The organism is Undibacterium cyanobacteriorum (assembly GCF_031326225.1).
In the GTDB taxonomy this organism is placed as follows: Bacteria; Pseudomonadota; Gammaproteobacteria; order Burkholderiales; family Burkholderiaceae_D; genus Undibacterium; species Undibacterium cyanobacteriorum.
Genome location: NZ_CP133720.1, coordinates 561371 through 585123 on the forward strand (window position 1 = coordinate 561371; position 23753 = coordinate 585123).

General features: G+C 48.3%; 20 protein-coding genes. 11 read left to right on the top strand and 9 right to left on the bottom strand.

Going from position 1 to position 23753, the window contains the following annotated elements:
- Positions 1-28: 28 nt before the first annotated feature.
- From RF679_RS02185 to RF679_RS02200, 4 genes are all read right to left on the bottom strand, one after another.
- The gene (locus RF679_RS02185; protein WP_309482593.1) at positions 29-454 is read right to left on the bottom strand and encodes a BLUF domain-containing protein; all 426 of its coding nucleotides are present in this window, start codon (positions 452-454) and stop codon (positions 29-31) included.
- A gap of 39 nt (positions 455-493) precedes the next feature.
- Entirely contained in the window at positions 494-1204 is a 711-nt protein-coding gene (gene folE / locus RF679_RS02190; RefSeq protein ID WP_309482594.1) for a GTP cyclohydrolase I, read from the bottom strand.
- Positions 1205-1380: 176 nt separating this feature from the next.
- Complete coding sequence (locus RF679_RS02195; protein WP_309482595.1) at positions 1381-1572, bottom strand: zf-HC2 domain-containing protein; 192 nt, start codon at positions 1570-1572, stop codon at positions 1381-1383.
- Between the two features lie 28 nt (positions 1573-1600).
- Entirely contained in the window at positions 1601-2182 is a 582-nt protein-coding gene (locus tag RF679_RS02200) for a sigma-70 family RNA polymerase sigma factor (RefSeq protein ID WP_309482596.1), read from the bottom strand.
- A gap of 213 nt (positions 2183-2395) precedes the next feature.
- On the opposite strand from RF679_RS02200, the gene argB reads away from it, so the two are divergent.
- From argB to slmA, 4 genes are all read left to right on the top strand, one after another.
- Positions 2396-3319 carry an acetylglutamate kinase gene (gene argB, locus RF679_RS02205; protein WP_309482597.1) on the top strand — a complete coding sequence of 308 codons (924 nt, stop codon included), beginning with the start codon at positions 2396-2398 and terminating at the stop codon, positions 3317-3319.
- A 212-nt stretch (positions 3320-3531) separates the two neighbouring features.
- On the top strand, positions 3532-4161 hold the full coding sequence (locus tag RF679_RS02210; RefSeq protein WP_309482598.1) for a DUF6000 family protein: 630 nt from the start codon (positions 3532-3534) through the stop codon (positions 4159-4161).
- A 229-nt stretch (positions 4162-4390) separates the two neighbouring features.
- On the top strand, positions 4391-5086 hold the full coding sequence (locus RF679_RS02215) for a pyrimidine 5'-nucleotidase (RefSeq protein ID WP_309482599.1): 696 nt from the start codon (positions 4391-4393) through the stop codon (positions 5084-5086).
- Between the two features lie 45 nt (positions 5087-5131).
- A complete protein-coding gene (gene slmA / locus RF679_RS02220; protein WP_309482600.1) occupies positions 5132-5704 on the top strand; it encodes a nucleoid occlusion factor SlmA in 573 nt (190 codons plus the stop codon).
- Positions 5705-5713: 9 nt separating this feature from the next.
- Here slmA and RF679_RS02225 read toward each other — a convergent pair whose 3' ends face one another.
- The 3 genes from RF679_RS02225 to ettA all read right to left on the bottom strand — a co-directional run bounded on the left by RF679_RS02225 (position 5714) and on the right by ettA (position 8515).
- Complete coding sequence (locus tag RF679_RS02225) at positions 5714-6301, bottom strand: IMPACT family protein (protein ID WP_309482601.1); 588 nt, start codon at positions 6299-6301, stop codon at positions 5714-5716.
- A gap of 63 nt (positions 6302-6364) precedes the next feature.
- The gene (locus tag RF679_RS02230; RefSeq protein WP_309482602.1) at positions 6365-6781 is read right to left on the bottom strand and encodes a flagellar basal body-associated FliL family protein; all 417 of its coding nucleotides are present in this window, start codon (positions 6779-6781) and stop codon (positions 6365-6367) included.
- Between the two features lie 66 nt (positions 6782-6847).
- Positions 6848-8515 (bottom strand): energy-dependent translational throttle protein EttA, encoded by a 1668-nt coding sequence (ettA, locus tag RF679_RS02235; RefSeq protein WP_309482603.1) that lies wholly within the window; start codon positions 8513-8515, stop codon positions 6848-6850.
- Between the two features lie 451 nt (positions 8516-8966).
- Here ettA and RF679_RS02240 point away from each other — a divergent pair, with 451 nt between their 5' ends.
- The 5 genes from RF679_RS02240 (at position 8967) to RF679_RS02260 (ending at position 14365) form a co-directional block, all read left to right on the top strand.
- Entirely contained in the window at positions 8967-10013 is a 1047-nt protein-coding gene (locus RF679_RS02240) for a GGDEF domain-containing protein (protein WP_309482604.1), read from the top strand.
- A gap of 110 nt (positions 10014-10123) precedes the next feature.
- Positions 10124-11068, top strand: a complete 945-nt coding sequence (locus RF679_RS02245; protein ID WP_309482605.1) for a LysR substrate-binding domain-containing protein — start codon at positions 10124-10126, stop codon at positions 11066-11068.
- Positions 11065-12219, top strand: coding sequence for a sensor histidine kinase (locus tag RF679_RS02250; RefSeq protein WP_309482606.1), 1155 nt, complete (start codon positions 11065-11067; stop codon positions 12217-12219). Before RF679_RS02245 ends, RF679_RS02250 begins: the two co-directional genes overlap by 4 nt.
- Before the next feature lie 25 nt (positions 12220-12244).
- Positions 12245-12964, top strand: coding sequence for a LytR/AlgR family response regulator transcription factor (locus RF679_RS02255; protein WP_309482607.1), 720 nt, complete (start codon positions 12245-12247; stop codon positions 12962-12964).
- Between the two features lie 177 nt (positions 12965-13141).
- Complete coding sequence (locus RF679_RS02260; RefSeq protein ID WP_309482608.1) at positions 13142-14365, top strand: acyltransferase; 1224 nt, start codon at positions 13142-13144, stop codon at positions 14363-14365.
- A gap of 183 nt (positions 14366-14548) precedes the next feature.
- On the opposite strand, the gene RF679_RS02265 is transcribed toward RF679_RS02260, so the two are convergent.
- Together RF679_RS02265 and RF679_RS02270 are read right to left on the bottom strand one after the other, a co-directional pair.
- The gene (locus RF679_RS02265; protein WP_309482609.1) at positions 14549-16816 is read right to left on the bottom strand and encodes a M56 family metallopeptidase; all 2268 of its coding nucleotides are present in this window, start codon (positions 16814-16816) and stop codon (positions 14549-14551) included.
- Between the two features lie 8 nt (positions 16817-16824).
- Positions 16825-17256: a BlaI/MecI/CopY family transcriptional regulator gene (locus RF679_RS02270; RefSeq protein ID WP_309482610.1), complete on the bottom strand. Its 432-nt coding sequence runs from the start codon at positions 17254-17256 to the stop codon at positions 16825-16827.
- Positions 17257-17497: 241 nt separating this feature from the next.
- Between RF679_RS02270 and RF679_RS02275 the strand changes: the two genes are divergently transcribed.
- The gene (locus RF679_RS02275; protein WP_309482611.1) at positions 17498-19459 is read left to right on the top strand and encodes an alpha/beta hydrolase family protein; all 1962 of its coding nucleotides are present in this window, start codon (positions 17498-17500) and stop codon (positions 19457-19459) included.
- 568 nt (positions 19460-20027) lie between these two features.
- A complete protein-coding gene (locus RF679_RS02280; RefSeq protein WP_309482612.1) occupies positions 20028-23645 on the top strand; it encodes an indolepyruvate ferredoxin oxidoreductase family protein in 3618 nt (1205 codons plus the stop codon).
- Positions 23646-23753: the final 108 nt, after the last annotated feature.

A 23753-nucleotide genomic window follows, 5' to 3' on the forward strand; every position in this document is an offset into this window, starting at 1 on the left:
GCAAATCATTCAAGCCGCTCTATGCGTTTTATGCGCGTCCAACGATGGCCGCTGTCGCCATCAATTCTTCGATTAAAGCGAGCGACATTTTGCCAGACATGTCGTGCGGGTTGAGCTCTGGTAAAGCCGAATATTTCAACAGGATCGATGGGTTGATCTTGCCGAGATTGGCCTGACCCATGGTCCAGCCTGCATAGCGACGCTCCGTGATTTCTTCGTAATGCAGCAAGACCACATCTTTGTGACGTGGGTCGCGCAGTATCATGCCGTACAAGGTGTTAATGGCATCGCGGCCACCCTCTAAGACTTGCATGAAGACATTGTCGCTGTGGCACAAGATGCCGGTAATGCCATGTTGAGGATTGTGATCACGCGATTGTTGCATGATGCTTTGCACCGTATCACAGAGACTGCCGTCGACAGCGCGGCTGGCATACAAGAGACGAACTAACATAGTGACCTCAAGCGAAAATGTTATGGTGGAGATGTTGAATTATTTCTTGATGAGCGAGAGGAACTCGCGGCGTAGTGTCGGATCTTTCAAGAAAGATCCATGCATCACGCTGTTGATCATTTTGGAGTCCATATCTTTAACGCCGCGCCAGTGCATACAGAAGTGATCGGCTTCCATCACCACCGCCAAGCCGTCCGGTTGCATTTTTTCTTGCAAGGTATCGGCTAACTGAACCACAGCCTCTTCTTGAATTTGCGGACGACTCATGATCCACTCGGCGATGCGAGCATACTTCGATAAACCAATCAGATTCGAATGTTCATTCGGCATCACACCGATCCAAACCTTGCCAATAATCGGACACAAATGGTGTGAACATGCACTGCGCACGGTGATCGGTCCAATGATCATCAATTCATTCAGATGAGATGCGTTCGGAAATTCAGTCACCGATGGCATCGGCACATAACGCCCTTTGAAAATCTCATTGATGTACATCTTGGCGACGCGACGACCGGTATCGAGCGTGTTGTGATCGCTCTTGGTATCAATCACTAAACTTTCTAACACACCGCGCAGCTTATCTTCAACTTCGGCGAGTAATTCATCGAGCTCACCCGGTTCGATGAATTGCGCGATATTGTCGTTGGCGTGATAACGCGTTTTGCTTTTGATGATACGTTCGCGGATGCGTTGCGAAACCGGAATCGTTTCGCTAATGACTGCCTTGTAAGTTGTATCGTTCGGCATATTGAAATCCATGGTCTAGATCAACAAAGTAGCGTCGCTAGTCTGCGAGGCGTGGGTGTCAATCGTGATTAAGTCGAGAAGCCGTAATAGTAACTGAATCCGCACTTCGTTGCCCGTCGTGCAGGAACGTGGTGCAGGAATGTCGTTTTGGTCTCGAATTTCAGCTTGAGCTCGCTTTATTCACCGCCATCTTTCGACATCTTTTTCATCGCCTGGCGCATCAGAGTCATTTGATTTTTGAAGTTTGTGCAGGAGCGGCACATACCAAGATGCAGTTTGAGCTGAGCGCGCTCGGCGACATTGAGCTCGCGGTCCAAGCCTTCCGACAGCATTTGATGAGCCTGTTTGCAAGTGTAAAAGAAGCGCATAAGATGAATAAGTAATGAAAAGTGCGGGTCAATTTACAGAAGCTGTACCAGAATTTCCAAACCAATTGAGGTCCAGGCATTCTCGTAGACGCAGCCGAGCACGGTACAGTAGCACCCAAAGATTAGACGAACTTATGTCCAATTCCTTACAAATTTCTTCGGTCGAAAGCTCTAACCATTCCCGCATCATAAAGACTCGTCCTGTCTGCGCAGGTAGCTTTTCAATGCAAAGTTCGAGAGTGCGAAAGAAATCTTTCTGTTCGAGTGTCGCCGCTGGGGCACCCCAGTTGGAGGCTTCTTCGTGCGTATGTCCATCGGCTTTGAACAGGCTGTCGATGACATCGGCCTCGTTCTGATCATCTTCACAGTAATCGGCAATTTGTACTTCTCGTCCCGAAAGACGTAATAAATCAATAATTTTAAATTTTAAAATGCCAATCACGTAGGTGCGTAGACTCGATTTTCCACTAAAGCTGTCGGGCTTTTCCAAGACTGCCAGTAAGGTCTCTTGAACCACATCCTCGGCATGGGTGTTGTTGCGAAGTTGTAGGAGCGCGAAGCGTAACAAAGCGGGGCGCATGGCATCGAGTTGTTGGTGAAGTTCGTTCATGCGCGTTAGATTGATGAGAGTAGGTTAGTGATGGAATGGTTTGCCAAAGAGCGCTTTGATAATTAGATAATAAGATACGGGGAAACTCGCGCTCTGCATGAAAAAACCTTAACTCGCATTCTAATCCTGTTGCCGTTTGCCTGTAAAATTTAGGTTTGAGCAAAATTCGCACAATTTCCGCATTATTTGCAATTCACCATAGGAAACCCATACATGAGCACGACCACCACTTTGCAAAATGACGATCATGATCGCTTAGCGAACGTGGAGCCTGAAATCAAGGCCGAAATTTTGGCCGAGGCTCTGCCCTATATTCGTAAGTTCCACGGTAAGACCATCGTCGTCAAATATGGTGGTAATGCCATGACCGAAGAGAAACTCAAGCATGGTTTCGCCCGTGATGTGATTTTGCTGAAATTGGTTGGCATGAATCCTGTGGTGGTTCATGGTGGCGGTCCACAAATCGACAGTGCTTTGAAGCGCCTCGGCAAAGAGGGCAACTTCATTCAAGGTATGCGTATCACTGATGAAGAAACCATGGAAGTTGTGGAATGGGTCTTGGGCGGTGAGGTGCAGCAAGATATCGTTATGCTGATCAATCACTACGGCGGTCAAGCGGTCGGTTTGACGGGGAAAGATGGCGGCTTGATTCGCGCACGTAAATTGAAAATGCCAGACCGCGAAAACCCAGGTGAATTCTTAGACATCGGCTTCGTTGGTGAGATCGATGCAATCAATCCTGCAGTCGTCAAAGCACTACAAGACGACGCCTTCATCCCAATTATCTCCCCAATCGGTTTCGGTGAAGACGGACAAGCCTATAACATCAACGCCGACTTAGTCGCCGGCAAGATCGCTGAAATCTTGAAAGCCGAAAAGCTGATCATGATGACCAACATCCCAGGTGTGATGGACAAACAAGGTAACTTGGTGACCGATTTGTCGGCGCGAGAAATCGACGAAATGTTCGCCGACGGCACCATCTCCGGCGGCATGTTACCGAAGATTTCCTCCGCCCTAGATGCAGCAAAATCCGGCGTCAACACAGTCCACATCATTGACGGCCGTATTCCACATTCACTGTTGTTGGAGATCTTAACTGAACAAGCATTCGGTACGATGATTCGTTCGCATTAAAAATCAAGCGCATTTTCGGGCGCATTGCGTTGTTGCTTGTCCTCGCAATACTTCGGTATTGCTCCGGGAAGCGCCTAGCACTGCATCCCGAGAATGAGCTTGATGTTGTGAGGGGCACGCTTTTAGAAAAAGTAGGGCGGGTGCAACCCGCGCCGTCAACACTTCAATTGCCTAAGCAGCGCGGGTGGCACCCGCTCTACGAGGACTAATTTATGACACCACTTCAGATGCATGTCGCAGGTGCGACTGTTCAACACCTTGGGCCGTTCGGTGAAATAGTGGTACCAACAAATACATCGCCTTTGTCGCCAGAGATTCGCGATAAATGGGTACGCCCCTTGTACTTTGGATTGCGTCATGATAGGGCCGCAGCGTTTGTTGAAAAAAATTTAGGTGAAGCCGACCTAGAATTAGTTAAGGTATTGCTCAGTCACTTCGATTGGCGATCACGTAAAACGGGTGCTCATTTAGCTGCATTTCTCGGCCTAAGCGACTTCGAAGATCAAATCGGGCGTCTTTTGCTGCGAAGTGATGTGTGTTATGCGGGTTTTGGCTATTGTGTAGCGATCGCTGAATTTAATACACCGATAGGGGTTCAATATTTAAATAGATATTTGGACTATTATTTGAAAAAGCCAGAATTATTTTTCGATCAGAATAATGTGATGGCAGCACTCAAGTATCTCGATGAAGTGAATGGGACAAAGTTTTTTGATCTCCATCTTGGAAACTGGAATGATTTTGTAGTAGGTAAGCAGAATTGGGACCTTGAAAGATCGATTGATGGCTTCAAGGAGTATGTTGCACTCTTTAAAGATATCAAAAAACGATGTGAAACCTAGACAATCTCTAGTTAAAGCCAACACTTCTGACACCTAAGCAGCGCGGGTTGCACCCGCCCTACGAGGATCGATTTTCCCGCATGCACAATTGGGAACCCGAAGGGCAGTGGCGCCTGCGTCGCCTTCTTTTGCTTACTTTTCTTGGCGAAGCAAGAAAAGTGAGTGGCTGTCGGGCCACCCCCGACCAGTAAACTTCAAAACTGAGCTCAGGTCGCAAAACAAGCCAAAAATGAAATTAAACCCAAACCAAACCATCTGGCTCTTCGACCTAGACAACACCCTCCACAACGCCAGCAAAGCCGTTTTCCCCGCCATCGCCGAAAACATGACACGCTACATGGCGCAAGTGTTGGCCGATGAAAACGGTCAAGTCGACATGGAACGTGTCAATCATTTGCGTACGGAATATCTGCGGCGCTATGGTGCGACGCTGCAAGGGATGATCATTCATCATGGCGTGAAGCAAGAAGAATTCTTGCGTGAGGCGCATCGCTTTGACAACCTCACCCAGCTGCTGCATCTCGATCGCGGTGTGGCGCGTGTATTACGCCGCTTGCCTGGAAAAAAGATTCTCTTCACCAATGCACCCCACGCGTATTCACGTGAGGTGCTGCAGCACTTGCGGCTGCATAGAGATTTCGCTGGCCACATCGCGATTGAACAGATGCGCGTGCATGGCAAGGCCCATCCTAAGCCGAGCAAGGCTTATTTGCGCAAATTACTGGCGCAGCATGGTTGGCAAGCGCGCCAATGTATTTTGGTGGAAGATAGTGTGGCGAATTTGCAAGCGGCCAAGCGTTTGGGTTTGCGTACTGTGATGATTACCGGCCATGGACAACATGTGGTGCAGAAAAGTCGAACGGCGTGTGCCGATATCACGGTAAAATCAGTGTTTCAGTTGGCACGCCTATTCAAGTCTTGGTAGCATTCACTCTCGCTTCACTTTTCGTCGCCCTAGGCAGGACACATCATGTCGATCACCAAACCCGGTCAACGCAAGCTGCAAATTCTTCAGGCCTTAGCAGGGATGTTAGAAAACCCCAAGGGTGAAAAAATCACGACCGCAGCGTTGGCGGCTAAGATCGATGTCTCGGAAGCGACTTTGTATCGTCATTTCGCTAGCAAAGCGCAAATGTTCGAAGGTTTGATGGAGTTTATCGAATCGAGTATTTTCGGTTTGATCAATCAAATTACAGTGCAAGACAAAGATGGTATTTCACAAGCTGCGAATATCACTTTGATGCTCTTGAGTTTTGCCGAACGCAACCCCGGTATGACGCGTGTTCTCATCGGCGATGCTTTGGTCAATGAGGATGAGCGTTTGCAGACCCAAATGAATCATCTGATCGACAGAATTGAATTGGCTTACAAACAAAGTTTGCGCCAAGCGGCGGCGCTAGGACAAGTTCCCGAAGTAGAAGTGAGCGCACGCGCGAATTTATTGGTGGCCTTTGTGATGGGCCGTTGGCATCGTTACGCGAAGTCGGGATTCAAAGCGCTGCCCACCGATGGAGCCCAAGCACAACTGAATATTTTGTTGTAAAGTGAAAGCTCAATCGAGCGTTTCAATTTCTAATTTTCCACGCAAGTGATTATAGGTTTCGTCGAGCAAAGCCTGCAGCTCGGTCGATTTGATTTTGATATGCAGGACGACTTTATCTTCGTAAGCTGCATCAACGATTTGCGCGCCACGTTGCTCACATAAGCGGCGCACACTGGATTCATCGGCAAATTCGAATTTGAGTTTGGCTTCACTCAGGATTTCGATCGGAATCAATTCTGCATCTTTAAATGCGTCCGAAATGGCTTGACCATAGGCGCGCGTCAAACCACCTGCGCCAAGCTTAATGCCGCCCCAGTAGCGCACCACTACCGCAAGTACATTGAACAGTTCTTTATGGATCAGAACGTTATACATCGGTTTGGCGGCAGTGCCAGACGGTTCGCCATCGTCATCCAAACCTGAATCGCCTTCGCACAAGAGTACCCAGCACACATGCACCGCACCGGGGTGTTGTTGGCGAATTTGTTGCAGCAGTGCTTGCGCTTCAGCGCGACTGTAGATGGGATAGAGTTGACCTAGGAAGCGACTCTTTTTGATTTCGAGTTCGGCAAACACGGCCGATTTGAGTTGGTACATATGCTGCCAAAAAAGGCTGGTGCGATCATTGCGCCTGTTTCGAAGAGCGCACCAGTGAACTGATTACTGAATCACGAAATTTTCGAAAAAGACGTCGCTGACACCTTCATGTTCGCTGGTCTTTAAGGCGCTATTGAGTTTCTCTTTGAGTTCTTCGACCAAGGCTTTTTTGCCGGCAGAGGACTGCACTTCGCTGGAGTCTTTACTACTCAAAGTCATGATCACAACATGGCGCACCATCGGCATATAAGTCTTAATTTTGTCACCGATTTCGCTGGCAGTCACTTGCAAGGTGATGACGGCTTGCAAGTATTTATCAAAGCTCGATAGATTGACCACGAAAGGCTCCAAATGCGCGGTTGGTGCGCCCGATGCACTGGCACTACCTTTATCACTGTTCGCCAAAGCCGATGCGGAAACGCCAGCTAAGCCACATGTTAGCGCGAGTAAGACGATGAAGCGACGAAAGTAAGACATCATTGCGTACTCCTTTTTTGCAAATATTGAAGAGAACAGTGATACAGGTTGACTGAATTGCGTATGCGATTACACCGTCAATGGCTTATAGCGAATACGTTTTGGTTTGGCACCTTCTTCACCCAAACGTTTCTTCTTATCCGCTTCGTATTCTTGATAGTTACCATCAAAGAAGACAACTTGCGAATTGCCTTCGAATGCCAAGATGTGCGTGGCGATACGATCGAGGAACCAACGATCATGCGAGATCACCATCACACTACCAGCGAACTCTAACAGCGCATCTTCCAATGCACGTAAGGTTTCGACGTCGAGATCGTTTGATGGTTCGTCGAGGAGCAAGACATTACCACCTTGCAGCAAGGTTTTCGCCAAGTGCAAACGACCACGTTCACCACCGGACAAATTACCGACGATCTTTTGTTGATCTGAACCTTTGAAGTTAAAGCGACCGAGGTAGGCGCGCGATGGCATTTCAAAACGGCCGACGCTCAAGAGATCAGCACCGTTCGAAACGTCTTCGAACACGGTCTTGGTATTTGACAAATCTTCACGTGATTGATCGACCAAAGAAATCTTCGCCGTTTTACCGAGCACAACTTCACCGCTGTCCGGTTGTTCTATGCCTTTGATCATGCGGAACAAGGTTGATTTACCAGCGCCGTTTGGACCAATAATACCGACGATGGCACCTGGTGGAATCTTGAAGCTGAGATTGTCAATTAAGAGGCGATCGCCAAAGGCTTTGCTGACGTTTTTGAATTCGATGACTTCGTTACCAAGGCGTTCTGCGACAGGGATAAAGATTTCCTGTGTCTCATTGCGTTTTTGGTATTCGTATTCGCTCATCTCGTTGAAGCGTGCCAAACGGGCCTTACTCTTAGCTTGACGTGCTTTCGGATTCTGACGCGACCATTCCAATTCTTTTTGCAAGGCTTTTTGACGCGCAGATTCAGTCGCTTCTTCTTGCTTCAAACGTGCTTGTTTTTGATCGAGCCAAGAGGAGTAATTGCCTTTCCAAGGAATACCCGCACCACGGTCCAATTCCAAAATCCATTCGGCAGCATTGTCGAGGAAGTAGCGATCATGCGTAATCGCCACCACAGTGCCAGGGAAGCGCAACAGGAATTGTTCCAGCCAGTCGACGGATTCAGCATCCAAGTGGTTGGTTGGTTCGTCGAGCAATAGCATGTCGGGTTTGGACAAGAGCAAACGGCACAAAGCCACGCGGCGTTTTTCACCACCGGAGAGTACCGCAATCTTGGCATCCCACGCTGGCAAGCGCAAAGCATCGGCCGCCATTTCTAATTGCAGTTCGAGATTGTCGCCTGCGGCTGCAGCGATGATCGCTTCTAAACGTGCTTGTTCGTTGGCTAGGGCATCGAAGTCTGCGTTTTCATCGGCATAGGCGGCATACACTTCATCCAATTTTGCTTTCGCTTCAAAGACTTCACCGAGGCCGCCTTCAACGGCTTGACGCACGGTTTGTTCTGGGTCAAGTTGCGGTTCTTGTGGCAAGTAACCGATTTTAATATTTGGCATCGGTACGGCTTCACCTTGGATATCTTTATCGATACCAGCCATGATTTTGAGCAGCGAGGACTTACCAGAGCCATTCAAACCAAGCACGCCAATTTTGGCGCCTGGGAAGAAAGAGAGAGAGATGTCTTTCAGAATTTGACGTTTCGGCGGCACGATTTTGCCGACGCGATTCATGGTATAGACGTAATTTGCCATTTGTTTCTTTTAGTGTAGAGAGTAAGACGGTAAAGGATGAAGGATACCGCAAGAGACCCATCTGTAGAGCCAAAATGTGAAAAAATTGCTTCTGTTAAATACTGCTAAATTCTGTTTTTCGGTGAAAAAAGGGCTATATTAAGAGGCGTGGTCGCGTCCATTAGAGCGAATCTGCGCCACACTTACAACAAAATATGAATATTTCAGATGGGAAAGATGATTCACTTGCTCTGTTTCGTCATATAAAGTTAATATGAGCGGAAACTTTCAGCTGGCGAGATGCGCCGCCGATAGCAGGTTTTTTCCATGTCCTAAGGAAACGGGACATCTTGATGGTATTTTGTTAAGATGACGTAAATGCCAAAAGTCTTGTGACGCACAGTATGGCAGCAAGACTCAAAGTGAGATTTTGTACTTGTGTTCAATTGATGCTGTGCCTTAGATAGTACATATGGAATCAATTATCAAACATTTGATGGAAATTACAGGACATCGTGATCACGATCTGCTGAATATTTCCGTAATCTCCGCTCTAAGTGAATTGACGAACGCGGGTCGTGCACGAGTACTCGATATTCTGCATGTCGGCGAGAAGGCTCACGTCAAACCACAGATCACCATCATTAAAGGCAAGCTGGCTCCATCTGAAGAAATGTCAGGTGTGACGACGCCTGAGGTACCCATCGAACAATATCCCCAACTGGCTGAGGCATTACGCAAACATGAAAATGTTGCTGAACATCTTGCTGAAAATGGTGATCGTACGCTTTGGTTGCCGGTGTGGATGAACGAAAAAGTGAACGTCTGCCTTGAGATTCAAAACCCCGAAACCTATACAGAGAATACGAAAGAAGTGATGGGTGGGATTTTGGTTGTCTACCGAAATTTCCAAAATCTCCTCGATTACTCTGAACGAGATTCGCTAACGGGTCTTCTAAATCGGAAAACCTTCGACGACAATTTCTCAAAGATTCTGCGTACCACGATTCAAAAGAATGCATTACCTGAAACAGAGGTCGAAATTGAGCGCCGTCACAACGAGCGTGAGAAACAACATTGGCTGGCGGTGCTGGATATCGATCACTTTAAACGTGTGAATGACCAGTTCGGTCACTTGTACGGTGATGAAGTGTTGATTTTGGTTGCGAACTTAATGCGTTCATCGTTCCGACCAACTGACAAATTATTCCGTTTCGGCGGTGAAGAATTTGTGATCTTGCTGCGTTCGACTTCGAAAGAAGATGCGAAAATGATCTTTGAGCGTTTCCGTGAGAACGTCGCTCGTTATCCTTTCCCGCAAGTGGGTACAGTGACGATTAGTATTGGTTTTGCGCATATTGATCCATTTGAACCAGCGGTTGGTATCATCGGTCGCGCTGATCAAGCGCTCTATTTCGCGAAATCGAATGGTCGAAATCGGGTTTGCCATTACGAAGATCTCGTCAGTACCGGCGAATTGAGAATCGAAGTTTCGCAAGATAGTGTGGAATTCTTCTAAACCGTTTTTTATTCCAAAAGTTTTTAGAACTGGCCGCATTTAAACTGCGGCCATTTTATTTTTTGCGCTAGACTTGAGCTTTGTTTGCGCTTTGTCTTGTTACTCACATCATGGAACTCCGCCAACTTCGCTATTTCGTCGCCATTGTCGATCATGGTTCTTTGTCGCGAGCAGCGCGGGTTTTGCATATTGTGCAGCCAGCGTTGACGCAACAGTTGCAGCAACTTGAAGAAGAGCTTGGCGCGACCTTACTGCATCGTTCTGCCCAGGGCATGCAAGCGACGGACGCCGGTAAAATTTTCTATGAGCATGCCCTTGCGATCTTAAAGCAAGTCAGCGACGCCAAGTCGGCAGTGCGGCAAAGTACGGATAAACCTAGTGGTACGGTGGCACTAGGCATTCCACAAAGTGCCTCCGGTGCTCTAGCATTTCCTTTGTTGACGGCGGTGCGGGCGGCTTATCCTGAGATCGTTTTCCAATTGACAGAAGAGTTGACCGGCAACCTGACCGAGCAGTTGGCATCGGGACGTTTGAATCTTGCGATTCTGTTCGATGACGGTCAGCTTTCCAAATTTTCCACCACGCATTTGGTGGAAGAAGAGATGATGTTTATAACCCGCAGTGACTCGCAGTTTGCATGCAAGAAGAAAAGCATTAGTCTCGCCAAAGTGTTGGAAGTGCCATTGATTTTGCCGAGCATTCAGCACGGTGTACGACCACGCATCGAACAAGTTGTGCGCGAACAAGGTCTACAAATTGAAAACGTCATCGACATCACTTCGATTGCGATTTTGAAGTCAGCTATTTTGGCAGATATGGGCGCCACGATCTTGCCGGTCTCGCCTCTACTTGCCGAGATCGAACGTGGTGAAATGCGCGCAGTACCAATCAACGATGTGAAGTTATCGCGCACGGTGAGTCTATGTGCGTCGAAGAATATTCCTCTGACCAATGCCGCAAAAGCAGTTGAGAAATTAGTCCTCGATTTATCACGTGATCTAGTACGAAGTGGTAAATGGCTTGGTGCCGAGCTAGTCGAGGATCAGATTCAATGAGTACCTCAGGGGATGCCCAAACGAGTGCACTAGCGAGTGGACCAACGAACATGCCGACCGCCCTTCAAGCCAGCGCGAAAGTGTTGAAACGCAGGATGGCGTGGACTGAGGCCATTGTATGGATACTCTTTTGGAGCATGATGTTGGTGGTCGAAGTGCTCGACTATCGTCGCAATAGTGGACAATATTACTGGCAACCAGTGCTGTGGCAACTCTCATCCGCCGGTGTGATTAGTTTAATTTTGTACGCGATGGGTCCAGTACTGCGCGATGAAGCGTTGATGCGCACACCTGCCCGTTGGTTGGGGCGGGTATTGCTGTGGCATCCGCTCGTCTGCGTGGTGTTTGTGGTGGTGGTTTTTGCGATTCGACATGCTGTGTATGCGCTGATGGGGCACGAATATCACCACGAATCTTGGGGTACAGTCTTTTTTTACGAAACGATTAAACTCAGCCTGTTTTTAGGTTTGTTTTACTTTATTTTTTTTGGAGTTCAATCCTACTTATTTCTCGTCGACGAGCGTGAGCGTGCGGCGCAAACGCAGCAACTAGTGCAACAAGCGCAGTTGCAAAGACTGACACAACAAATGCAACCGCATTTTTTGTTCAACGCCTTGAACACGATTTCCTCGTTAATGTACTCCGATCTGAAAGCTGCTGATGCTGCGATTAGTCGCTTGGCGGAACTGCTGCGTGCGAGTATGGAACTAAATCAAGAAACCACGATTTCATTGCAGCGTGAATTGGAAGTCACGCAGGCCTATGCACAATTGATGGCGATGCGCTTCGATCAACGTGTAAATTTGCGCTGGGATATTGAGTCTTCATGCCTCAATTTGCCAGTGCCAGTGATGTTGTTGCAGACCATATTAGAAAACACCTTCAAGCACACAGTAGAACGACGTTCTGGATTAACGACGATAGAAGTGCGGGCAACCATGTTGAATTCAGCTTGGGAGCTAGTCGTGCAAGATGATGCGGGTGTGCTGCAGTCGAACTCCTGTGGTATCGGTTTACAAAACCTCAGACAGCGCATTCAAACCTTGTTTGGAGAACAGGCGACGCTCTCCATCACGCAACGTGATACGGGCGGCGTGGTAACGTGTGTTCATTTGCCGGCGAGTGTGTTGAAGATAAGCACATCGACATAAATCCCTTTGTTACGAACGAGTAGACATGGTAGAGCCAATTCAGATCTTGGTCGTCGATGATGAACGCCCAGCGCGCGATAAGATGCTACGTTTATTGAGCGAGTATTGGCCCGAAGCGGAATTACGCCAAGCGGTCGATGGAGCGCAAGCTCTGCAATTTTTGGAGCAGCAGCGTGCCGACGTCATCTTCCTTGATATTCAGATGCCGGAAATGGATGGCCTGCAAGTCGCGTCTCATTTGCGAGCGCCAGTTCCTGACATTGTCTTCGTCACGGCTTTTGATCAATATGCCGTGCAAGCTTTTGATGCGAATGCGATCGACTATCTTCTCAAGCCCTATGACGAGGCGCGCTTTCTCAAGGCATTGGAGAAGTTGAGAGTCCGCCGCGGCACTGCTTCATCATCATCGCCAGCGGTTGATGCGCCATTGATGATTTCTGATCGCGGCATGGTGTATGTGCTGCAGATCGCGGAGATCGTGTGGGCGGAGGCGGCTGATAATTACGTCATGATCTATACCAGCGATAAACACTACATGTTGCGGCAAACCTTGAGTGGCTTGCTTGATCGTTTGGGACCAGCCTTTATGCGTTGCCATCGACGCTTTCTGGTATGCGTGGACAAAATCAGTCACATCGAAACTTTGAGTAAGGGTGATGCGCAATTGCACTTGAAAAACGGCGCGGCAGTACCTTGTAGTCGTCAATATCGTGAAGAACTCTTAGACAAGCTTGAGCAGCAATAAAGAAGCTTCTCCTACTTTCTAATTTGGGTGATTCTTCCAACTCGCCACGAATCAGATCCAGTTCACCCCATTTCAATAGATCCCTAAAAACGAACACAGTACAGTGCATTCACTTTCTCGTTTGTTCGACATAAGGAGTGCATTGTGATCGCGAATATCGTTTCATCCTCGAGATCTATGAGCAGTACCGCAGTGATAAACAAGACGCCAGCTGCTCTTGGCGAACGCTTGTATTTTCTTGACTGGATCAGAATTTTTGCCTTTGGTCTTTTGATTTGTTATCACGTCGGTATGTATTACGTGAGCTGGGGCTGGCACATTAAGAGTGAGGCAGCGAGTAGCACTTTGGAACCCTTGATGTTCTTAACCAATCCTTGGCGTATGAGTCTTCTATTTTTGGTGTCGGGCGTGGCAACGCGTTTTATGTTGGGGCGGCAAAGCGCTGGCCAGTTTGCAGGCACGAGGAGCTGGCGAATCTTGCTACCGCTGATCTTCGGCATGGCCGTGATTGTCCCGCCACAGGCATATCTTGAAGTCGTGCAAAAACTACAGTATCAAGGTAGTTATTTTGATTTTCTGAACCTGTATTTTCATAACTATCGAGGATTTTTCATCGAAGGCAAGCGCCTCGTACTTCCGACTTGGAATCATTTGTGGTTCCTTGCCTATCTTTGGTCGTATTCCATGATCATCGCTTTAGCGTGGAAGATGTTTCCAACGGCGTTTCTGAAACTCGAAAAGATTACGGACTCGTTGACCAAGGGTTGGCGAATGATTTTCTTGCCGATTGCCTACTTGGCTGCGTTACGTATAGGACTGCTCAGTGAACATCCGCCGACCAATAACCTGACCAACGATTGGTATAACCATGCGAATTACTTCTTCTACTTCTTGATGGGATTCTTCCTTGCGCAGAACCTACGATTTTGGAATGCGACGGCGCAGCTGCGTTGGAAAAGTTTGATGATGGCGTTAGTCGGGTGGATCTTCATTGTTTGCTACATGCGATATTACGATCAACGCGGCGACGCGCCCTTGAGTATCTTGTACTTCCAACGGATCGTTTGGGTAATGCTAGCGTGGAGTTCGATCTTGGCCTTGTGCGGCTTTGCGCGCCAGCACTGGAATCGGGATCATGCAAAGCGCGAGTTACTCACCACAGCTGTGTTTCCTCTGTATATCCTGCACCAAACCGTCATTATTTTATTGGCGTGGCAATTACTTGATTGGCATCTCGCTCCAATAGTGGAGGGGCCTCTGTTGGTGTTCTTATGTTTTGCTTTTTGCTATGGGATTTTCTTGCTCGTGCTTCGGATTCCGCTGTTGCGTCCAATAATGGGCATGGCTGGTAAAACAAGGACAAGCGTGTCTGCCGCTCAGAAAATCGGCAATTTGGCTTAAATCTTAAACGAACAGCACGGGAATTTTCCCGTCGGTGATCGGCATGGTTTGCACGGAGAGCCTCGTAGGAATGTGGATGGTATGGTAGTCCCGTCCGCTTTATCGCGCGCTTAGTATCGATTAGAGGAATGAGCAGCCCCTGATCGAAACTAGGCGCGTTACTTTGGTCCGGCTTTTCTTGTCTCATTTATTGGCGGAAGAAGCGGGAACCGATGGACCATTGCTTGGTGAAGATACCGTCCCGGGTGGTGAATTTGTGTATGTCGGATGCAGTAAGACGTCAGGTTGGTAGCCACGTTGTTCTTGCGAGTTAAGGTAGGTGTGGAGATTGGGGTTTGTGTAACTAAGCGATCCCATCGTGATGAATTTTCGTTCTCTTTCACGGATACTGTCGATCAGCTCGACCGCCTTTTCTCGGCTAGCTTGTACATTTCGTAGTAGAACCTTATGCATACGATCATTGGCCTGATCGAGCTCGTCGGTCGTCATCAGGTTCTGTAAATCCAGTGGAATCATGGTGCGGCTCACGAGTTGATTCTTTACCTCAGCCAGGTACTTGTTCCGACATTCAATCGATTTCTCGAGTGTGCTGATAATTTGTGGATATACATTTCGATTCTGATCAAGTTGATCGATCTGAGGTAAGGGGCAACGATCTTCAGACCACTTCAAATGTTGACCATCAAAGTAGTTTGTGAAGAATGCGATGTCCGTTTTGCGTGTTTCACGTTCACGGAACATTTTGAGAAAAGCTTGTGCACGTGGATGACCTTGTGTAGCCGCTTTTTCGAACCAGAGTCTTGCGGCAATGTGATCGACTTTGACACCTTCGCCATACCATAGTTTTTCGCCGAGTTCCGCTTGCGCTTCAGGCTCACCTTTTTTCGCACGTTGGGCGAGAGGATCTATTTCTGCTTGATTCAAAGGTGCAGCCTGAATTTCAGTTTTGCCCGTGATTTGCAATGGAATGTCGATCGCTTTGTGAGGGGAATCGCGGTCACGTTCAGAGTCTAAGCTCGATGCAAGACTTGTTATTGGAGGTACAGTTCGATGCGATTCGATGTTTTCTAATAAAGGGATCAGTGATGATTCGCGGACATGAGCATTCTCAGCAAGGGAGGGATCTTTCGACTTTTGCGGTGCTTCTTCTGATTGATCAAACATAATAGGTGATGTTTGGATCTTCAGCTCTGGCTGTGTTTGCGTTTGTGTCTGTATCTGTGTTTGCTCTAAGACCGCATGATCATTGGCAAGTAAAGGTAGTGCGTGTGCAAATCGAGGAAGACCGAACACGAGAAGCGCACTAGTGACGAGGGCGAGTAACAGGAGGCTTAAATTGAACCAAATATTTTGTTTTCGGAAAGCGGTATTCATAGCATTCTCATCCAAAAGTAGATTGAAGCGTTGAGACAGCGTTGAGCTAGTTGCCATGCCGACCGCGAGCTGCGGTAGCTTTGATTGTTGACTAGTTTCCACGCACCAAAGTAAGGTTTCACAAAATTCGCTTCTTGCTTGCGGCGTTTGATTGGCGAAGTGATCGCAATCGAACTCTGCAAGTAAGTTGAGTCTGTTTTGCGCAAGGTGATTCAAGGGCTGAAAGAAAAATATCCGGATCGTTAAATGTATCGCGATGCGCCACAATGGATCACATCGCATCAGATGGCGCTGTTCATGCGCTACGATGGCGAACAGCTGGGGCTGAGTTAGTGTGTCGATCAGCTTGATGGGCAAGCAGATCAGCTGATTGGGAGCGACGAAGGGGCTGCTCCACTCTTCACTGAGACGGACCTGCGTTTGTGACACCTGCAGTTGCTGCAGCACTGTGTGTAATGTGCGTTGCTCTTTGAAATCGAGCACAGATGGCAGTTGTCTTGTTCGACGATTGATCGTGCGGATTTGAAACAGGCTAGCGAGTGTGCACCACAATGCGAAGATTAACCACGCACCTGCAAGGAATTCCAAGAAGATTGTCAGCTGCGCAGGTAGATCAATACGCTTTGTGTGCAAATCTGAGGTTGCGAGATTTGGCACACTATCCCGCGCACCATCCGGTGTAGTTGTCGTGCTTGTGTTGATGAATTTGTTTGGCGCAACTTGAGGATGATGCGAGGCATAAGTTTCGTTTTTGATCGACAGATTATCTTGTGCTTCTTCGATAGGTGAGTGCTCAGGTACTTCCTCAAAGCGCTGGAAGGATGAGGTCTCAACTTTGGTCTCAGTGACATTCGAGTAGGGAAGTTCATCTGTGAGAAGCGAAGTATCCGCCAGCAAATTTGAAGATTGAACTGACGCACTGAATAGTCCAGCAAATAAGGCAAAACGCCAGCTCCATTCTGCAAGCTGTCGACTTTTAAGTAAGCCGAAACGCTCGATCATGTAGCAACCTATCAACAGTAGGCTGCTATGTACGAGGTAGGTGCACAACCACAGTGAAAATTGAGCGAGCGTCATTTGCGATCCTATTGAGTTTTCTTCTGTTTGATCTGCTTACGCAAATCTTGTAAATCCGCTTCAGTTAAGCCTTCTTCATGGACGAGGTGGTTCAATAAGGCCTTGGCATTGCCGAGGAAAGCGGAGGACAGCAATTCAGCAAGCATCGATTTCTGTACTTCATCTTCGGTGACAGCTGCGGTGTAAATCAGTTGTCGTCCGTCTTTGCGAGTCTGCACCAGCCCACGTTTTTCTAGCCGCATCAGCATCGTTGCGATGGTGGTGTGTGCCAGCGGTCGTACCGCGCGCATTAACTCCACGATCTGGGCGACGTTGGAATCTGGGTTCTTCCAGAGTATGCGCATCAAGGCAAACTGCGGCTCACTCAAAGTGGCTTTACTATTTTCTTCATCCATATTTTGTTTTGAGTTGAAGGTGTAAATGTATTTAAAACTACGCATGTAGTTCTACTAATGTAGTTGATTGAGAATTTGTTTGTCAAATGTTTTTTTAAAATTTCACATCAAACACCTTTCTGAGACATAAAACGGCATCTTTGATTGCTACTTACAGGTGCATTCAAGGTGCTGAGTTCACCTCCGAATCGAATCGTGGGCATGCATTTCTGAAATTATCAAAAAAACTAGAAAATAAATGCAATTCGGCATACCATGCCTACCTCAGTTCAATGGAGATTAATTCATGTTATGTAGAATCGTGTTAGGTGGACTTATCTTGATTTCAAGCGTGCTGCCTTTGGCTCATGCACAAGATAAAACTCAGGTACCGGTTGAAGCGTTTGTCGAACGTGAGCAGTTTTCTATGCCACGCCTTTCGCCTGATGGAAAGCATATTGCCGTGAATGTCCGGATCTTGCGAGGCGAGCGTGAAGTACCGACTTTAACCGTGTATTCCTTGCCAGAGCTGACGGTCATGTCTCGCTTAATCTTGCCTGGCTTTGAAGTACCTATTAATTTTTTCTGGGCCAGCAATTCGCGATTGGTGATTCGGAAGGGGATTGAAGTTGGTGATCGTGAACCGCCACAAGCCACGGGCGAAATCATTGCAGCAGACTTGGATGGTACCAAGGTCGAATACTTGTTCGGCTATAAGAACATCAGTAGTGCCAGAAAAGGTGAGCGTTACGGCAATGATTATGCTCTAGGATTGATCTCACATATCCCGGAATCTTATAACGGAACGGTGTTGGTAAGTACCCACGAGTGGCGTCGGCCGCGCACCAACTTATTGGAAATCAATACCCTCAATGGCGCGCGCCATTCGGTGGCAGATATCGGTATGCCGGATCTCGATTTTCTCCATCAGGCCGATGGCTTGGCGCGCTTTGCATTTGGTCACGATGATAAGAACGAGCTCGCACTGTTTCGCTTTTATGAACAAGAAAAAGAGTGGAAGCGCGTTGATAATAACAAGTTGGGATATGAATACGAACCATTGAGTTTCACAGCCGATAGCCAATTTTTCTATCTCAAACATAGTATTCAGGGCGAGCCTAACAAACTCTATCGCGAACATCTGGCGAGTGGTGAACGGGTATTGCTTGGTGGTGATGCCAATGGTGATATTTCTTTGTTGGAGTACAGCTCGTGGCCGCGTGAACCATTTGCCTTTACGACGGCAGTAGGCGCACTCAAAGCGACCTACATCAATAAGAATTCACGCGACGCGAAATTGCATCAAACCTTGAGTGCATCGTTCCCAGACGCCTACGTGCATTTCATTAATTTTTCCGATGATGGCAAAAAATTGCTGTTTTATGTCTTCAGTGATCGTGATCCAGGTGCGTACTATTTATTCGATCGTGATACCGGAAAAGCGGATCTGTTGTTTGCCAATTTGAAGGGCATCGATCCTGATCGCATGGCGGTGCGTAAGCCGATTGAGTTGAAGGCTCGTGATGGCTTCACTTTGACAGGCTATTTGACAGCACCAGCAAATCCCTCACATAAGCCATTGCCCTTAGTGTTGTTACCGCACGGTGGTCCGTTCGGCGTCCAAGATACTTGGTCATTTGACTCTGATGCGCAGTTTCTCGCAAGTCGAGGCTATGCTGTGCTGCAGGTGAATTTTAGAGGTTCGAACGGACGAGGAGTCGCTTTCCGTGATGCGGGTATGCGTCAATTTGGTGGAAAGATGATTGATGATCTGATCGACGGCGTCAAATGGGCTTCGACACAAGCAGAGATCGATGGCAAACGGGTGTGCGTATTCGGCGCGAGTTATGGTGGCTATGCAGCCATGATGGTGCCAGTGAAAGCGCCTAATCTTGTGAAGTGTGCGATTGGCTATGCTGGTCTCTACGATCTCGCTGGTCGTTACGACCAAGAGGGGATTAAAGGCGAAACAAGAATGTTGAATTGGCTCAATATCTTTATGGGTTCCGATTTGCAAAAGCTAGTGGCTGAATCACCGATTAATTTGGCGGATAAAGTGAAGGTGCCGGTTTTCTTAGTGCATGGTAATAAGGATAAGAGAACCGAACTCGCTCAAGCCGAGGTCATGCGCGAAGCTTTGAGGAAAGCGGGTAATGAACCGCAGTGGATGATGGTGAAGAATGAAGGTCATGGTTTCTATGATAGTGAGCATCGCAAAGAGTTTTATCTAAAATTGGACGCCTTTTTGAAGAAGCATATTGGCGATTAAGAATCTCTCGCGCCGAAAAAGCCCGCAACGCGCATAGGCCTTGCGGGCTTTTTCTTGTGTGTTTGCCAGCTAATTCAAGCGTCGTTCGGACTTGTATAAATGGGCAAGATGGCTGGGTATCGTTTTTCCTTATATCCCTATTTTAATTCCGTATTTTTCAAACGACCTAGTTCTCACTACACTGCGCATACAGCAGATTTCAAAGGAAGTCGAGAAAGCGCTGCAGCGAATGGGTGTGGTCTCCATCCCAAATTTCGAAAGCTTTCTTTGATGTCTCCAATTTAGATCTGCCCATTAGAAAAGGATCTTAAATCGTGATTCTTCATCCTCGCTGCACACTAGGGAAGAATGATTAAGCTTTAGGAAAGGTTTTCGGGCTGACGCCCATCGTTTGGGCGTCGCTTCAGTGGGCTTTTGGTCTGAATTGAATTAAAATGGCTGCTATCCCAGCCAATGCAAACTAGCTCATGCCGATTACCTTCCCATGAGCTCAGAACGATCTTGTGTCTTACCGGATGCAACGTAGGTTCTTTGCACACAAAAATCACAAATTTTTTGGAGCTCTACAATGTCATCCGACACAGCAATGAAATCTGCTGGTCCGGTGGAAGCGTCTTCGCTTTCGTCTGCCGCAGCATCTGAAGTATCCTCAGCAACATCTTCCGTCGACACTCAATCTGTCTCTACCAACGCTGTCACGCAGTTGGCACCAGTCACGCTCGACGACAAATACACATCGAATACTGGCACGATTTTCTTATCAGGCATTCAGGCATTAGTGCGCTTGCCGATGATACAAAGACAGCGTGATCTCGCCGCTGGCTTGAATACGGCCGGTTTCATTTCAGGATATCGCGGATCACCGCTTGGTGGTTTGGATGAAACTTTGTGGAAAACCAAAAAATTACTGGAACAGAATCATATTAAATTCGTTCCTGGCGTGAATGAAGATTTAGCGGCGACCGCAGTATGGGGCACGCAAACTGTCGATCTGATTGGCCCTGCTAAATACGATGGCGTGTTTGGTTTGTGGTACGGCAAAGGCCCTGGCGTCGATCGCAGTGCCGACGTTTTCAAACACATGAATCACGCAGGCACATCGAAACACGGTGGCGTGATCTTGGTCGCTGGTGATGATCATGGCGCTTACTCTTCAACGCTGCCGCATCAGTCCGATCACATTTTCTCCGCCTGTATGATCCCAATGTTGTATCCAGCGAATGTGCAGGAATACTTGGACTTGGGTTTGCATGCATGGGCCATGTCGCGCTTCTCCGGTTGCGCTGTCGGCTTCAAAGCCTTGGCGGATACGGTGGAATCGACATCGTCGGTCGATGCTGATCCTTTCCGCTTGAAAATTACCATACCTGAAGATTTCGTGATGCCGGAAGGCGGTCTGAATACTCGCCTGTCACTCGATACTCTCGGCGTGCAAGCACGTAAGCAAGAAGCTTTGATGCAGGATTACAAAATCTATGCCGCTCTCGCTTATGCTCGCGCCAATAAACTCAATCATGTGACGATCGACAGCCCGCATGCTAAGCTCGGTATTGTGGCTTCAGGTAAATCTTACCTCGATGTTTTAGAAGCGTTTGAGAACCTCGGCATCGATGAACAAATGGCAGCGGACATCGGCATTCGCTTGTACAAAGTCGCAATGCCTTGGCCTTTGGAGCCGGATGGTGTGCGTGAGTTTGCACAAGGTCTCGATGAGATTTTGGTGGTCGAAGAAAAACGCCAAATGGTCGAGTACCAACTCAAAGAACAACTGTACAACTGGCGCGACGATGTGCGTCCACGTGTGATTGGTAAGTTCGATGAAAAAGGTGAATGGGTTGCGCCACGCGGTGAGTGGTTGTTGACCTCAAAAGCGGATTTCTCCGTATCGCAAATCGCTCGCGTGATCACCCAACGCATTGCACGCTTCCACACTAGCGATCTGATCAAAGAACGCATGGCTTTCTTGGAAGCCAAAGACGAAGTCCTGACCAAACAAGTCAACACGCCAGCGCGACCAGCGTACTACTGCTCAGGTTGTCCGCACAATACCTCAACCAAAGTGCCAGAAGGCAGTTTGGCTTTAGCAGGTATCGGTTGCCACGTGATGGCCACTGCGATTTATCCTGAGTTCAATAAGCTGACTACACACATGGGTGGCGAAGGCGCACCATGGATCGGCCAAGCGGCTTTCTCGACTTTGCCACACGTCTTCCAAAACTTGGGTGATGGTACTTACTTCCACTCTGGTTACTTGGCGATTCGTGCCGCAGTGGCAGCCAAGGTCAACATCACTTACAAGATTTTGTATAACGATGCGGTCGCGATGACTGGCGGGCAGCCAGTCGATGGCACCATCAGCGTCCCAATGATGGCGCAACAAATGGCAGCCGAAGGTGTGAAACGCATTGCCTTGGTCACCGAAGATTTGAGCCGCTACGCAGACCGTAGTGGTTTGCCTGGTCAAGTGACTTTGCATGATCGCAAAGACATGGATGCGGTACAACGCGAATTGCGTAACATCGAGGGCGCCACGGTCTTGATTTACGATCAAACCTGTGCCGCAGAAAAACGCCGCCGTCGCAAGAAAGGTCAATTCCCCGACCCGAACCAACGCATGTTCATCAACGATGCGGTTTGTGAAGGTTGTGGCGATTGCGGTGTGCAATCGAACTGTACTTCCATCATGCCAGTCGAGACCGAGTTCGGTCGCAAACGTGCGATTGACCAATCATCCTGCAATAAAGATTATTCCTGCGTGAAAGGCTTCTGCCCAAGTTTTGTGACTGTCGAAGGCGGTAAGTTAGTGAAGTCGAAAACGGGTGTAGCTAAGCAGGATGACTTTGGTGATATCCCATTGCCGACTCTGCCAAGCTGCGATACGTCCTACAATATTTTATTGAACGGTATCGGCGGTACCGGTGTGATTACCGTCGGTGCTTTGCTTGGTATGGCAGCGCATCTGGAAGGTAAAGTTGCTTCTGTGTTGGATATGACGGGCATGTCGCAGAAGAATGGTTCGGTGACGTCGCATATTCGCGTGGTGGAAAAAGTCAGCAAGTTGCGTGCGCAACGAATCCCAACGGGTGAAGCCGATTTGATTTTGGGTTGCGATATTTTGACGGCAGGCCAACACGATGCGATTTCGAAAATGCGTGCGGGCCGTACACGTGCTGTGATCAATAGTCACGAGCAACCAACCGGTGCGTTCGCGAAGAACCCAGATTGGCAATTCCCTTTAGAGTCAACAGAGCGTTTGATTTCTGATTCTGTCGGTGGCAATGTCGATTTCGTCGATGCGACGAAGTTGGCGACGGCTTTGATGGGCGATTCGATTGCGACCAATTTGTTCATGCTGGGTTTTGCCTTCCAAAAAGGTGCGATTCCCTTGTCTGAAGCGGCTTTGTTGCGTGCCATTGAATTGAACGGCGTCGCCATCGATGCAAACAAGAAGGCCTTCTTGTGGGGTCGACGTGCCGCCGTCGATTTGAAGCGCGTGGAGAACATCGCCTTCCCAGCCAAACCAGTCGTCGTGCAGATGCCGCAGAGTTTGGACAGCGTCATCAAACGTCGCGTCGCCGAGCTGACTGCGTACCAAGATGCGGGATACGCCGCTCAATACCAAGAGCTCGTCAATGCCGTGCGCAGTGCTGAAGAAAAGCTAGCTAAAGGCAATCGCTTAAGCATGGCTGTGGCGAAATACGCTTTCAAATTGATGGCCTACAAAGACGAATACGAAGTCGCTCGTTTGTACACCAAAGGCGAATTCACTGAGAAATTGAAACAACAATTCGAAGGTGACTTCAGTATCAAGTTCAACTTGGCGCCACCGCTATTTGCCAAGAAAGATGCGCAAGGTCGCTTAGTCAAAGCGCAATATGGCTCTTGGATGTGGCAAGCCTTTAAATTGCTCGCGAAATTCAAAGGTCTGCGTGGCACCAAGCTCGACATCTTCGGCTACTCCGAGGAACGTCGCCAAGAACGTGCTTTGATTGCAGACTACCGCGATACCATGCTGTCTTTATTGAACAAACTCAATGCAGACAACCTCGATCGAATCGTCGCGATTGCGAGTTTGCCTGAGAAAATTCGCGGTTTCGGCCATGTGAAAGAAAAAGCCATGCAGGCTTATCATGTGGAGAAAGCAGCTTTGATGAGTGTGCCTAGCAAACAGCAGGTGGCTGCATAAAGTCCCCTCTCCCGCATGCGGGAGAGGGTTGGGGGCGTAGCGGGGAATTTGATCAGCATGCTGATCGCCCGCGCAGCGATTCTCGCTTGCAAGCGAGAATGCGCACTG

What these genes read in the sequence shown, in the direction of transcription:
- RF679_RS02210 (WP_309482598.1), top strand. Translation starts at nt 3,532, where the DNA reads ATGACACCACTTCAGATGCATGTCGCAGGTGCGACTGTTCAACACCTT.
- RF679_RS02225 (WP_309482601.1), bottom strand. Translation starts at nt 6,301, where the DNA reads ATGTACCAACTCAAATCGGCCGTGTTTGCCGAACTCGAAATCAAAAAG.
- RF679_RS02195 (WP_309482595.1), bottom strand. Translation starts at nt 1,572, where the DNA reads ATGCGCTTCTTTTACACTTGCAAACAGGCTCATCAAATGCTGTCGGAA.
- RF679_RS02260 (WP_309482608.1), top strand. Translation starts at nt 13,142, where the DNA reads ATGAGCAGTACCGCAGTGATAAACAAGACGCCAGCTGCTCTTGGCGAA.
- RF679_RS02250 (WP_309482606.1), top strand. Translation starts at nt 11,065, where the DNA reads ATGAGTACCTCAGGGGATGCCCAAACGAGTGCACTAGCGAGTGGACCA.
- slmA (WP_309482600.1), top strand. Translation starts at nt 5,132, where the DNA reads ATGTCGATCACCAAACCCGGTCAACGCAAGCTGCAAATTCTTCAGGCC.
- folE (WP_309482594.1), bottom strand. Translation starts at nt 1,204, where the DNA reads ATGCCGAACGATACAACTTACAAGGCAGTCATTAGCGAAACGATTCCG.
- argB (WP_309482597.1), top strand. Translation starts at nt 2,396, where the DNA reads ATGAGCACGACCACCACTTTGCAAAATGACGATCATGATCGCTTAGCG.
- RF679_RS02275 (WP_309482611.1), top strand. Translation starts at nt 17,498, where the DNA reads ATGTTATGTAGAATCGTGTTAGGTGGACTTATCTTGATTTCAAGCGTG.
- RF679_RS02200 (WP_309482596.1), bottom strand. Translation starts at nt 2,182, where the DNA reads ATGAACGAACTTCACCAACAACTCGATGCCATGCGCCCCGCTTTGTTA.
- RF679_RS02265 (WP_309482609.1), bottom strand. Translation starts at nt 16,816, where the DNA reads ATGACGCTCGCTCAATTTTCACTGTGGTTGTGCACCTACCTCGTACAT.
- RF679_RS02185 (WP_309482593.1), bottom strand. Translation starts at nt 454, where the DNA reads ATGTTAGTTCGTCTCTTGTATGCCAGCCGCGCTGTCGACGGCAGTCTC.
- RF679_RS02240 (WP_309482604.1), top strand. Translation starts at nt 8,967, where the DNA reads ATGGAATCAATTATCAAACATTTGATGGAAATTACAGGACATCGTGAT.
- RF679_RS02245 (WP_309482605.1), top strand. Translation starts at nt 10,124, where the DNA reads ATGGAACTCCGCCAACTTCGCTATTTCGTCGCCATTGTCGATCATGGT.
- RF679_RS02280 (WP_309482612.1), top strand. Translation starts at nt 20,028, where the DNA reads ATGTCATCCGACACAGCAATGAAATCTGCTGGTCCGGTGGAAGCGTCT.
- RF679_RS02270 (WP_309482610.1), bottom strand. Translation starts at nt 17,256, where the DNA reads ATGCGTAGTTTTAAATACATTTACACCTTCAACTCAAAACAAAATATG.
- ettA (WP_309482603.1), bottom strand. Translation starts at nt 8,515, where the DNA reads ATGGCAAATTACGTCTATACCATGAATCGCGTCGGCAAAATCGTGCCG.
- RF679_RS02230 (WP_309482602.1), bottom strand. Translation starts at nt 6,781, where the DNA reads ATGATGTCTTACTTTCGTCGCTTCATCGTCTTACTCGCGCTAACATGT.
- RF679_RS02255 (WP_309482607.1), top strand. Translation starts at nt 12,245, where the DNA reads ATGGTAGAGCCAATTCAGATCTTGGTCGTCGATGATGAACGCCCAGCG.
- RF679_RS02215 (WP_309482599.1), top strand. Translation starts at nt 4,391, where the DNA reads ATGAAATTAAACCCAAACCAAACCATCTGGCTCTTCGACCTAGACAAC.